The 11,651-nt window shown below is 63.4% G+C and carries 10 protein-coding genes; 6 read left to right on the top strand and 4 right to left on the bottom strand.

Going from position 1 to position 11,651, the window contains the following annotated elements; translation table 11 throughout:
* Window positions 1-75: 75 nt before the first annotated feature.
* Window positions 76-369, bottom strand: coding sequence for an acylphosphatase (locus M0D67_RS27125; RefSeq protein ID WP_120293712.1), 294 nt, complete (start codon window positions 367-369; stop codon window positions 76-78).
* A gap of 162 nt (window positions 370-531) precedes the next feature.
* Between M0D67_RS27125 and hpnA the strand changes: the two genes are divergently transcribed.
* Together hpnA and M0D67_RS27135 are read left to right on the top strand one after the other, a co-directional pair.
* Window positions 532-1,542, top strand: coding sequence for a hopanoid-associated sugar epimerase (hpnA, locus tag M0D67_RS27130; protein ID WP_063500557.1), 1,011 nt, complete (start codon window positions 532-534; stop codon window positions 1,540-1,542).
* Between the two features lie 231 nt (window positions 1,543-1,773).
* Window positions 1,774-2,355: a hypothetical protein gene (locus M0D67_RS27135; RefSeq protein ID WP_266240425.1), complete on the top strand. Its 582-nt coding sequence runs from the start codon at window positions 1,774-1,776 to the stop codon at window positions 2,353-2,355.
* Window positions 2,356-2,430: 75 nt separating this feature from the next.
* Here the strand turns inward: M0D67_RS27135 and M0D67_RS27140 are convergent, their stop codons facing one another.
* Window positions 2,431-3,603, bottom strand: a complete 1,173-nt coding sequence (locus M0D67_RS27140; RefSeq protein WP_200620620.1) for a glycosyltransferase — start codon at window positions 3,601-3,603, stop codon at window positions 2,431-2,433.
* Window positions 3,603-4,469 (bottom strand): squalene synthase HpnC, encoded by an 867-nt coding sequence (gene hpnC / locus M0D67_RS27145; protein ID WP_266240419.1) that lies wholly within the window; start codon window positions 4,467-4,469, stop codon window positions 3,603-3,605. Before hpnC ends, M0D67_RS27140 begins: the two co-directional genes overlap by 1 nt.
* 333 nt (window positions 4,470-4,802) lie before the next feature.
* Here hpnC and ispH point away from each other — a divergent pair, with 333 nt between their 5' ends.
* A complete protein-coding gene (gene ispH / locus M0D67_RS27150; RefSeq protein WP_054034174.1) occupies window positions 4,803-5,747 on the top strand; it encodes a 4-hydroxy-3-methylbut-2-enyl diphosphate reductase in 945 nt (314 codons plus the stop codon).
* Between the two features lie 10 nt (window positions 5,748-5,757).
* Window positions 5,758-6,918, top strand: coding sequence for an adenosyl-hopene transferase HpnH (gene hpnH, locus M0D67_RS27155; RefSeq protein WP_063500562.1), 1,161 nt, complete (start codon window positions 5,758-5,760; stop codon window positions 6,916-6,918).
* Window positions 6,919-7,023: 105 nt separating this feature from the next.
* On the opposite strand, the gene M0D67_RS27160 is transcribed toward hpnH, so the two are convergent.
* Entirely contained in the window at window positions 7,024-7,629 is a 606-nt protein-coding gene (locus M0D67_RS27160; protein ID WP_266240420.1) for a phospholipid-binding protein MlaC, read from the bottom strand.
* A 212-nt stretch (window positions 7,630-7,841) separates the two neighbouring features.
* Here M0D67_RS27160 and M0D67_RS27165 point away from each other — a divergent pair, with 212 nt between their 5' ends.
* Window positions 7,842-10,463, top strand: coding sequence for an MMPL family transporter (locus M0D67_RS27165; protein WP_266240421.1), 2,622 nt, complete (start codon window positions 7,842-7,844; stop codon window positions 10,461-10,463).
* A complete protein-coding gene (locus M0D67_RS27170; RefSeq protein ID WP_266240422.1) occupies window positions 10,460-11,464 on the top strand; it encodes a VacJ family lipoprotein in 1,005 nt (334 codons plus the stop codon). The genes M0D67_RS27165 and M0D67_RS27170 overlap by 4 nt, the downstream gene beginning before the upstream one ends.
* The last annotated feature ends 187 nt before the right edge of the window (window positions 11,465-11,651 follow it).

Genomic DNA, 11,651 nt, shown 5'->3' on the forward strand with positions numbered 1-11,651 from the left:
GGACGCGCGAACTACAAGGCGGCGCGCTATCGAGGCGATGGCGCGCCGCCTTAGTTTTGGGTGAAGCTCACGTGCTCAGTGCTGCTCGAACCGCTCGAAACGCTTTTCGGTTGCGCGTTCCTCGCCGGTCACTTCGGTGACGCGCGCCGCCGGCGGCCCGTGACGCAGCCACGACAGCATCCGGTCGACCTGGTTGGCCGAGCCCTGCAACATGGCTTCGACGGAACCGTCGTCGAGATTCGCCACCCATCCCTTGATACCGAGCGCGTGGGCCTGCCGCACAGTGGCGTGGCGAAAGCCCACGCCCTGCACGGTGCCGCGCACCCGTACGTAATATGTTTCGATCCGCTGGTCCAGATCCGGGGCCATGCCGTCCTCTCGTCACATTCTTTCAAGCCGGCATTCTAGACGTGTCGCGACGAGAATGCTCGGCCGCGTCTCAGTTCGCCTGCGCGCCTCGGTCCCCCGGCGCGACACGCGGCCCGCGCGACACGTACAATCCGTCGACTGTCACGCAGGGAATCAAACAGAATGACCGAACAGAATCGCGATCTCGTGCTCGTGACCGGCGCATCCGGCTTCGTCGGCTCGTCGGTGGCGCGCATCGCGCAACAAAAGGGTTTCAAGGTGCGCGTGCTGGTGCGCGCCACCAGTCCGCGCAAAAACGTCGAGGCGCTGGATGCGGAAATCGTCGTGGGCGATATGCGCGACGAAGCGTCAATGCGCAACGCGCTGCGCGGTGTGCGCTATCTGCTGCACGTCGCCGCCGACTATCGCCTGTGGGCGCCGGACCCGAGCGAAATCGAGCGCTCGAATCTCGAAGGTACCGAAGCGACCATGCGCGCGGCGCTGAAGGAGGGCGTCGAACGCATTGTCTACACGAGCAGTGTGGCCACGCTGAAAGTCACCAGTTCCGGCCAGTCCGCTGATGAAACCTCGCCGCTCAAAGCCGACCAGGCGATCGGCGTGTACAAGCGCAGCAAGGTGCTGGCCGAACGCGCGGTGGAGCGCATGATCGCTGAAGATGGCCTACCGGCTGTCATCGTCAATCCGTCCACGCCGATCGGTCCGCGCGACGTGAAACCGACGCCGACCGGACGCATCATCGTCGAAGCGGCGCTCGGCAAGATTCCCGCGTTCGTCGACACGGGGCTGAACCTCGTGCATGTGGATGACGTGGCCGCCGGCCATTTTCTCGCGCTCGAACGCGGCAAGATCGGCGAGCGCTACATTCTCGGCGGCGAAAATCTGCCGCTGCAACAAATGCTCGCGGATATCGCGGCGCTAACCGGCCGCAAGGCGCCAACGCTGAGTTTGCCGCGCTGGCCGCTTTATCCGCTCGCCGCAGGCGCGGAAGCCGTCGCCAAGATCACGAAACGTGAACCGTTCCTGACCGTCGACGGTCTGAAGATGTCGAAGAACAAGATGTACTTCACCTCGGCAAAGGCGGAACGCGAACTCGGCTATCGCGCGCGACCCTATCGCGAGGGCTTGAGCGATGCGATCGAATGGTTCAGGCAGGCCGGATATTTGAAGCCTTGATAAAAGCGCTGACGCGGCATAAGCGGCAGCGCCTGGCCCGCGCAGGGTGGCATGAGCCCAATCGCGCAGGCTACGACGCACCGGCTCTCGAAAGCAGCATCACGCAGGTCGCGCCGCGCCAAACGATCCGGCGTGGCCCGCACGCACTTTGTTACAACGTCACTGTGTTTGCGACAGGTAAAAGCCTACGCGCAGCAGTTAAAATCGTGGGTCTTACCAGAGAAAGCTCGCATGAATCTTCACGAACAGCTCGGCGCGCTGGAAATGGGCGTCGATCAGCTCATCCAGGCTGTCGTGGCCCCGCAGGCCGAAAACATCCCCGAGACAACCGCACACGCTGCAAACGCCGCAGAGGTGGCAGCGCAGGAAACGCCGGCGGCGAATCACGCCTCATCGGAATTAAAAGCGCAAAACGTTGCGCCTGAGGCAACGACGGCGGCAATAGCGGCAGAAGCCGCAGAGTCCGGCGAAGAGCCGGCCGCCCAGGTGCAGCCCACGCTCGAAATCAACCGCCCAGCGCAAAACGAAATCACCATGACGATCGGCGGCCAGACGGTCGCGCTGCGTGCCGAGCAGATCGGGCAGTTGATCGAGGAATTGTCGAACGCGCGCGCCTCGATGACGCCAGAACCGCCGCCGGGCATCCCGCCGGGCTGGCGCTTCGTGTCGACGAAGAACCCCGTCATGGCCGTGCAGAAACAGTCGAATGGCGACCGCCTGCTGGTCATGCGCCACACCGGCCACGGCTGGGTGCCGTTCACGTTCTCGCCCGACATGGTGATCCAGATGTACATGATGCTCACCAAGGGCTGAAGCTAGGGTCGATATAAAAAAACGGCGCCCGAGAGCGCCGTTTTTTGTCTGATCAATCCATGGGGCAGCCGCGTCTCAGCGCTCCTGCACCGGCGCCTGCACCCGCGCCTTCCATTGGCCGCCCTTGCCGCGCCAGTAACGCACCGCCGACGCAAACGTCGCGCCGACATAGAACAACGCCACCAGCGGCAGAAACGGGGCCCACAGCGGCGAGCGACGATAGTAGCTGAGCATCGGCGCATACGCGCAGCACATGGCCGCCCAGGCGAGCCACGCGGGCGCGCCCTGAGGCCCGAGCACCAGCGCGGCCGCCGGCGGCACCAGGTAGATGATCGTCATGCCCAACAGCGTACCGGCCAGCAACAGCGGCGAGTAATGCAGCTGCGTAAAGGCCGTGCGCGCGATCATGTTCCAGATCTCACGCCAGCTATCGTAAGGGCGCAGCGACACGCTGCGCGCCGCCACGTCGAGACGAATCGGATGACGCCCCGTGCCGCGATGCTTGATCCGCGCAGCAAGGCTGCAATCGTCGATCAGCTCGGCGCGAATCGACTCGATGCCGCCCGCCTCTTCGAGCGCGCTGCGCCGCACCAGCATGCAGCCGCCCGCCGCCGCGGCCGTGCGGTTGCGCGGGTTGTTGACCCACGAAAACGGATACAGCTTGGCGAAGAAGAACACGAAGGCCGGAATCAGCGCCTTCTCCCAGAACGAATCGCATCGCAGACGGACCATCAGCGAGACGAGGTCGCGCTTTTCCGCATCCGCACGGGCGACCAGTTGCGCGACTGCGTCGGCGGGATGGCCGATGTCGGCATCGGTAAGCAGCAGGAAATCGGCCGGCAGGCCGAGCGTGCGCACCGCCTCGATACCTTGCGACTGCGCCCACACCTTGCCGGACCAGCCCGGCGGCAGCGGCTTCGCGCTCAGCACCGTCAGACGATCGGGGCATTGCAGTTGCAACGCGGCCGCGCGAGCTGCGTCGGCGGTGCCGTCGGTGCTGTGGTCGTCGACCACGATCACGTGAAATTCGCCCGGATAGTCCTGCTCGAGCAGGGTGGTGACCGCCTGCGCGATCACGTCGACTTCATTGCGTGCCGGCACCACGGCGGCAACCGCCGGCCATGTTTCGCGCGGCTCAAGCGTGAGCGGCGCGGCGGGCCGCGCCCGCCAGAAACCGCCGCGCGCAAACAGCAACACACACCAGATCAGCAGGGAAAGACACGAAAGAAGAAACAGAACCACCGCCATTAAGCATTACCCTCGAGTGAACCCGCTTCTACGCCGACGCGCCGAGACAGGCGCATCACCACAGTGCGTACCGCGACGACGCACCAGTCAAATGTGTTGAGTACCGGCCGCTCGCGAAACACGTCGTAGCCGGTTTTTTCGATCCGCTCGAGGATCCGCAAACCGCCGTGGATAGCGCCGCACAGCTCGATCCCGAGGCGCCCGGGAATCCGCAACGCGAGCGGTGCGCCACGTACCAGCGTGGTCCGCACGAACGAAACTTCATAGGCCATCAGCTTGGTCCAGGCATCGTCGACGACACCTCTCGCGATCTGCGCCTCGGTCACGTTGAAGCGCCGCATATCCGCGAGTGGCAGATACACGCGGTCTTTTTCCCAGTCGGCCGCGACGTCCTGCCAGAAGCTGATCAGTTGCGAAGCCGTGCAGATCGCATCGGCGTCGGCGAGATTCTCCGGCGTGGCGGCGCCCACCAGATGCAGCATCAACTGCCCGATCGGGCTTGCCGAGTGGCGGCAATAGTCGAGCAAGGCGGACCGGTCCGCGTAACGGCGGGTGTCGATGTCCTGACCGCAGGCGTGGAGCAGATCGTAGAACGGCGCCAGCGGCAGTTTATACTGCGCGATCACGCCGGCGAGCTTGCCGAACAGGAGTGGGTGCACCGGCGCCGCGCGCCGCGCCGCTACCGCGTCGAGGCCGGCGCGGAAGTCGGCGAGGCGGGCATGCCGCTCGGCCGGGCTCCAGTCGCCCTCATCGGCGATGTCGGCGGCGGTGCGGACAACCTGATAGATAATGCCGGTAGGCGCGCGCAGCGCCTTTGGCAGCAACACGCTCGCGACCGGAAAATTTTCGTATTGATCGACGTCCATCCAGCGAGCCTCGAAACCTTTCTGTAATGCGGCAGCCGATACGTGCCGCAGGACCACGTAGTTTAAGGGTTCCGCCAAACCAGTGCAGCGTGTAATCATTGCCACCTGCGCCACGCGGGCGGCGCCGGGCAGTGGCCCGCAGTGCGGCGTGGCCCCAACACCCTGGCGGGCAGGCCAAAGCAAAGCCGGCCTGATAGCGTTAGAATGCGCGTTTGGTTTTGCTGTACCGGCTGGTCGCCGGGGCTCAAGACGTCAACTAAATAGATGATCGCGGCGATAAAGTCATAATTACCGACTTCTTCGAAACCCGCGTCAGTCGGAGTTCGCCAATTTATGCGAGTCATCCTTGCTCAGCCCCGCGGCTTTTGTGCGGGTGTTGTACGTGCAATCGAGATCGTCGATCGCGCGTTACAGCAACACGGCGCGCCCGTGTATGTCCGCCACGAGATTGTTCACAATCGCCACGTGGTGGATAACCTGCGCCAGAAAGGCGCGCGCTTTGTCGAAGAACTCGATGAGGTGCCGCACGGCGCCGTGGCGATTTTCAGCGCACACGGTGTCGCGCAGACCGTCGAGCGCGACGCGGAACAGCGCGGTCTTGACGTGCTCGACGCGACCTGCCCGCTCGTGACCAAGGTCCACGTGCAAGGGCGCCAATATGTGGCAGCGGGTCGTACCCTGATCCTGATCGGCCACGCGGGCCATCCGGAAGTGGAAGGCACGATCGGCCAGATTCCCGGCAAGGTGCTGCTGGTGCAAAGCGAGGCTGAAGTCGCGCATCTGGACCTGCCGCTCGATACGCCGCTGGCGTACGTCACGCAGACCACGCTATCGGTCGACGACACACGTGGCATCATCGATGCCCTGCTGCGCCGTTTCACCGACATCGTCGGTCCCGACACGCGCGACATCTGCTACGCCACGCAAAACCGTCAGGCGGCGGTGCGCGAACTGAGCAAAGAGGTCGAGGTGCTGCTGGTGGTAGGCGCAACCAACAGTTCGAACTCGAACCGGCTGCGCGAGATCGGCAGCGAAACCGGCGTGGCGAGTTATCTCGTCGCCGACGGTTCGGAAGTGAAGCCGGAGTGGTTTGCGAACGTGCAGACCGTCGGCATCACGGCTGGTGCTTCAGCACCGGAAGAGATGGTAATGAACGTAATCGATGCGCTGCGCGCATTGGGGCCCGTCGATGTCACGACGATGGCGGGCCGTGAAGAGAAAGTCGAATTCAAGTTGCCATCGAAACTGATGCAACCACTCGCTGCACGCGAAGTTTAAGGAGGACACCTTGTCTATTCCGCTGCTACAGAAAGTCCGGGTTGGCGCGTACATCATGCGTCAGCATCTCTCTGGCAACAAACGCTACCCGCTCGCCTTGATGCTGGAGCCGCTGTTCCGCTGCAATCTTGCCTGCAATGGCTGCGGCAAGATCGACTATCCGGATCCCATCCTGAATCAGCGTCTGTCGCTCGAAGAATGCCTTGGCGCAGTCGACGAATGCGGGGCACCGGTCGTTTCGATTGCAGGCGGTGAGCCGCTCCTGCACAAGGAAATGCCGCAGATCGTGAAGGGCATCATCGCACGCAAGAAGTTCGTGTACCTGTGCACGAATGCGTTGCTGATGGAAAAGAAGATGGACGACTACGAGCCGAATCCGTACTTCGTCTGGTCGGTTCACCTCGACGGCGACCAGCAGGCGCACGATCACTCGGTGTCGCAGGAAGGCGTGTACGACAAGGCTGTCGCCGCCATCAAGGAAGCGAAGCGCCGCGGTTTCCGCGTGAACATCAACTGCACGTTGTTCAACGACGCCGTGCCGGAACGCGTCGCTGCATTCTTCGACACGCTCGGCCCGATGGGCGTGGACGGCATCACCGTCTCGCCGGGTTATGCGTATGAACGCGCGCCGGATCAGCAACACTTCCTGAACCGCGACAAGACCAAGCAACTGTTCCGCGAGATTTTCAAGCGCGGCAACAATGGCAAGAACTGGTCGTTCAGCCAGTCGGGCATGTTCCTCGACTTCCTGGCCGGCAATCAGACGTACGAGTGCACGCCCTGGGGCAACCCGGCGCGTACGGTGTTCGGCTGGCAGAAGCCGTGCTACCTGGTCGGCGAAGGCTACGTGAAGACCTTCAAGGAATTGATGGAAACCACGGAGTGGGAAAAGTACGGCACGGGCAACTACGAGAAGTGCGCGGATTGCATGGTGCACTGCGGCTTTGAAGCGACTGCCGTGATGGATACGGTGGCGCACCCGTTGAAGGCGTTGAAGGTCAGCCTGCGCGGCCCGAAGACTTCGGGTGCCTTCACCAAGGATATTGCTTTGGATAAGCAGCGTCCGGCTGAGTACGTGTTCTCGCGACACGTCGAGATCAAGCTCGAGGAAATCGGGCGCGCTGGAAAGGGTAAGAAGGTGCAGACGGCGGCGTCTGCTTCCGCACACTAAGCGCTGCCTGGGGCGGTTTTGTCCGCCCCATGAAGTACATGTTCGGTAGAAAAAAAGCGCGGTGGCCTGATAGCCACCGCGCTTTTTCTTTTTTGCGTTGTTACGTCAGCCCGCGCTTCGTGCGTTATGCGCAGTCAGGAACTTGATCAGCCCATCCACGCCGCCCTTGGAAATCTGATCGGCGAACTGCGTCTGATACACCTGGATCAACCAGGCGCCCATCATGTTGATGTCGTAGATCTTCCAGCCGTTAGCGCCCTTGGTCAGCCGGTAATCGATGGCATCATCGCCGCCATTGCTGATCACGTGCGACTGCACCACCAGGTCCTTGGAGCCGGCCGCCACATTGACGGGCGAGAACTTGAACTTCACATCCTGATCCCGCAACTGCGACAGCGAGGCGGCGTAGGTGCGCACCAGCAGCAGCGTAAACTGGTCATAGAGCTGCTTCTGCTGCTCGGGAGTCGCCGTGCTCCATGCCTTCCCTACCGCGATCCGCGTGGTCCGCTGAAAATCGGTAGCCGGTACGAAGCGCGTTTGAACCAGCTCGGTGATTTTCGCCATATCGCCACCGCGCGCCTGCGGGTCGGCCTTCATCGCGGCCACTGTGCCTTCGACGGCACTCTTCACCACCGCATCGGGCGCGCTTTGCGCATAGGCCGCCGTGGACACCACGGCCGCGGCCAGAAAAGCAGACAGATAACGTTTCATACGCTCGCCAAAACCCCAAGAAGTAAGCGCCGGCAGGCTCGCAAGCCCGCAGCGAAAGCAGGATAGACCAGTATACCGATATTGCGTTCCCACCCCAGCCGCGCCGCCCGGGCGTCGTCCTTGCTAGCGAAGTGGAGCCGAGTCGCTCCGGCTCTGTATACTTGTGCACTTTCGTCAAAAACACCACTCGTGATAAGGCCACCTCCGCCTACATGCTGAAGTCATCTATCGTCCGTCTCGTCGCCTATTCGGTGCGCCATCCGTTTCGGATCATCGCTCTGTCGCTCGTGCTCGCCGTTTTGAGCGGCTTCTACGTTGCCCATAACTTCAAGATCAACACCGATATCAGCAAGCTGGTCGAGACCGACAAGCAATGGTCGTCACTCGAAAATGCGATGGATGCGGCCTTCCCGGATCGCGGTCAAACCGTGTTGGTGGTGGTCGAAGCGCGCGCCCCGGAGTTTGCCGACGCCGCCGCCAATGCCCTGAGCGCCGCGCTCAAAGCCGATCCGAAGGAATTCGTCGCCGTCTCGCAGCCCGCCGGCGGTCCGTTCTTCGAACACAATGGTCTGTTGTTCCCGTCGACCGATGAGGTGCTGTCCACCACCTCGCAGCTCGTCCAGTCCCGCCCGCTCGTCAATGCCCTCGCGCACGATCCGAGCCTGACCGGCCTCGCCGGCACGCTCACCACGAGCCTGTTGCTGCCGCTGCAACTGGGTCAGGTGAAGCTGGCTGACATGAGCCATTTGCTGTCGCAAAGCGCAACCACGCTCGATCGCGTGCTGGCCGGCCAGGCGGCGGCGTTCTCGTGGCGCGCGCTGGTCGATAAGGACGCCGCCACGGATCCGGCGCGCGCCTTCGTCACGGTGCAGCCGGTTGTGAACTACGACGCGCTGGAGCCGGGCGCGACCGCGTCGAAGGCGATCCGCGACACCGCCGCCTCGCTGCATCTCGATGCGCGCTATGGCGCCAGGGTCCGCCTGACCGGCGAACAGCCTCTCGCGGACGAAGAATTCGCGTCGGTCCAGGACGGCGCCGTGCTCAACGGCATCGGCACCTTCATCGTCGTGCTGGTCATTCTGTGGCTGGCGCTGCGTTCGGGCCGCATGATCATCGCCGTGTTCATCACGCTGTTCGTCGGGCTCGCGATCACCGCGGCGCTCGGCCTGCTGATGGTCGGCGCGCTCAACATGATTTCGGTCGCCTTCATGGTGCTGTTCGTCGGGCTCGGGGTCGATTTCGGCGTGCAGTTCGGCGTCAAATATCGTGAGGAGCGCAATCGCGACAACCGTCTTTCCGCCGCCCTCATGCATACCGCACATAGCATCGGCGTGCCGCTGACGCTCGCGGCCGTGGCAGTCGCGCTGAGCTTCTTCTCGTTCCTGCCGACGGCTTATCGCGGCGTGTCGGAATTGGGCGAGATCGCCGGCGTCGGCATGTTCGTCGCGTACTTCACCAACATGACGCTGCTGCCGGCGCTGCTGAAAGTCTTCAGACCGCCGGGTGAGCCCGCTTCGCCTGGCTTCAAGCAACTCGCACCCGTTGACGATTTCCTGGATCGTCACCGCAAACCGGTGCTGATCGGAACGCTCATTGTCGTGATCGGCGGTATACCTTTGCTCACGCATTTGCGCTTCGACTTCAACCCGCTGCATCTGAAGGACCCGCATACGGAATCCATGGCAACGCTGCTGTCGCTAAAGGATTCGCCGGAAGCCGCGGTCAACAACGTACATGTGCTGGCGCCCACGCTTGCCGATGCGGACCAGAAGGCCGCGCATTTGCGCACGCTGCCGGAAGTGGGTCGCGTGACCACGCTGAGCACCTTCATCCCGACCGAGCAACAGCAAAAGCTGATGCTGGTGGCAAGCGCCGCGCAGCAACTGCTGCCCGCCCTGCAGCAGCAGCCCGCGCCTCAAGCCACGGACACGGTGCGCGTTGCCGCGTTGAAGCGCGCGTCGAACCAGCTCTCGCTCGCCGCCGACGACCATCCGGGCCCGGGCGCCGCCGACGCCAAACACCTCTCCGCGACGCTGCAAAAGCTGGCTGCCGCCGACGCCGCCACGCGCGACCGCGCCGAAACCGCGATGTCCGAGCCGCTGCGCATCGCGCTGAAGCAACTCGCGGATCTGCTGCAGCCGACCGAGATTACGCGGGACAACCTGCCCAAGGAGATTTCCACGAGCTGGGTTTCGAAGGATGGCCGCGCGCTGGTCGACATCGCGCCGAACGTCAAAACCGGCACCGATCCGAACGACGACGCGATGCTCGCCCGCTTTGTCCACTCAGTGAAGAAGGCGGAGCCGAACGCGATCGGTGGCCCGATTTCGATCCTGAATTCCGCGGACACGATCATCAAGGCGTTCCTGCAGGCCGCCGGCTGGGCTTTGCTGTCGATTGCAATCCTGCTGTGGATTGCGCTGCGGCGGCTCAGCGATATGCTGCGGACCCTGGTTCCGCTGCTGGTGTCGGCGCTGGTAACGTTGGAGTTGTGCGTGGTGTTCGGCATGCCGCTGAACTTCGCGAACATCATTGCGTTACCCCTGATGCTGGGCGTCGGCGTAGCATTCAAGATTTACTTCGTCATGGCGTGGCGCCATGGCCAGACCAGCCTTTTACAGTCAAGCCTCACGCATGCCGTGTTATTCAGCGCCGCGACTACGGCGACTGCGTTCGGCAGCCTCTGGCTGTCGCACCATCCGGGGACGTCGAGTATGGGACGCTTGCTGGCACTCTCGTTGTTTTGCACGCTGATTGGCGCGGTGGTGTTCCAACCCGTATTGATGGGCAAGCCGCGCCAACGTCGCGCGAAGCACAAAGGAATAAAAGTATGAAGCTGCAAACCACCGTGCTGGCGCTGGCCGCCACCGGTCTGATCTCTGGCTGCGCGACCGGCCCCGACCGCAAGCCTGGCGACCCGTTCGAGCCGGCGAACCGCGTCATTTTCAATTTCAACGACGGCGTGGACCGCTTCATCGCTGTCCCGGTTGCCAAGGGTTACCAGAAGGTGACACCGCAGCCGTTGCGTACGGCGGTGAGCAACTTCTTCTCGAATCTGGGCGACCTGACCAACGCCGCCAACAACCTGTTGCAACTGAAGATCACCGACGCAACCGAAGACCTCGTGCGTTTCGCGTTCAACTCGACCTTTGGACTTGGCGGCCTGCTCGACTGGGCGACACCGGCTGGTCTGCCGAAGCACCACCAGGACTTCGGTTTGACGCTGGGCCACTGGGGCGTTCCGTCGGGCCCGTACCTTGTCTTGCCGCTATTCGGCCCGAGCACGGTGCGTGACAGCATGGGCCTCGTGGTGGACGTGAAGTTCAACCCGTTGAACTACATTGAGCCGGCGGTTCGCAATCCGCTGTACGTACTGCAGTTCGTGAGCGTGCGTTCCGATCTACTGGGCGCATCCAGCCTGCTGCAACAGGCCGCGCTCGACAAGTATTCGTTCGTTCGCGACGCCTACACGCAGCAACGTAAGGCGCGCCTGCGCGGCACCGGCGACAACGCCGCGCCGCTTCCGAACTACGACGACCAGGACGACTCCGGCGCCGCCGCACCCGCCAAGGGTGCTTCGGGGGCCGCTGCTGGGGCCCCGGCGGGTCTACCGAACTACGCGGACCCAGGTGACGCAGCGGAAGCCCCGAACGCGGCCTCGGGAAGCGCCACAGGCGCCCCGGCAGGCGTACCGAACTACACCGACCCAGGCGACACGTCGAACGCCCCAGCGGCGGCGCCTGCTGCCGCGTCGGGCGCAATGACGCCGATGCCGGCACCACAAACGGCGCCGACGGACAAGAATCCGCAGGAAGCAGCGCCAGCAGTCCAATAAGGGATGTGAGTCAGGCGCCCGGCGCGCGCAAAGTGCGCCGGGGGCAGCCCTGAAGAGCGGGCGGATGGTGTGCCCAATCGAAGCAGGCGGTTTTATGAATTACGCTTCGGCGCGCGGAGCGCCGCCGGAGGTATGACGCCCTTGTCACTGGCGTATGCAGGTGCACGAACCCAGATTCCAGATGCAC

Origin of the sequence: Paraburkholderia sp. SECH4 (assembly GCF_030511745.1) — a bacterium.
Lineage (GTDB): Bacteria > Pseudomonadota > Gammaproteobacteria > Burkholderiales > Burkholderiaceae > Paraburkholderia > Paraburkholderia madseniana.

Coding starts and splice junctions, on each gene's coding strand:
- M0D67_RS27165 (WP_266240421.1), top strand. CDS start 7,842: ATGCTGAAGTCATCTATCGTCCGTCTCGTCGCCTATTCGGTGCGCCAT.
- hpnC (WP_266240419.1), bottom strand. CDS start 4,469: ATGGACGTCGATCAATACGAAAATTTTCCGGTCGCGAGCGTGTTGCTG.
- M0D67_RS27140 (WP_200620620.1), bottom strand. CDS start 3,603: ATGGCGGTGGTTCTGTTTCTTCTTTCGTGTCTTTCCCTGCTGATCTGG.
- M0D67_RS27160 (WP_266240420.1), bottom strand. CDS start 7,629: ATGAAACGTTATCTGTCTGCTTTTCTGGCCGCGGCCGTGGTGTCCACG.
- M0D67_RS27135 (WP_266240425.1), top strand. CDS start 1,774: ATGAATCTTCACGAACAGCTCGGCGCGCTGGAAATGGGCGTCGATCAG.
- M0D67_RS27125 (WP_120293712.1), bottom strand. CDS start 369: ATGGCCCCGGATCTGGACCAGCGGATCGAAACATATTACGTACGGGTG.
- ispH (WP_054034174.1), top strand. CDS start 4,803: ATGCGAGTCATCCTTGCTCAGCCCCGCGGCTTTTGTGCGGGTGTTGTA.
- hpnA (WP_063500557.1), top strand. CDS start 532: ATGACCGAACAGAATCGCGATCTCGTGCTCGTGACCGGCGCATCCGGC.
- M0D67_RS27170 (WP_266240422.1), top strand. CDS start 10,460: ATGAAGCTGCAAACCACCGTGCTGGCGCTGGCCGCCACCGGTCTGATC.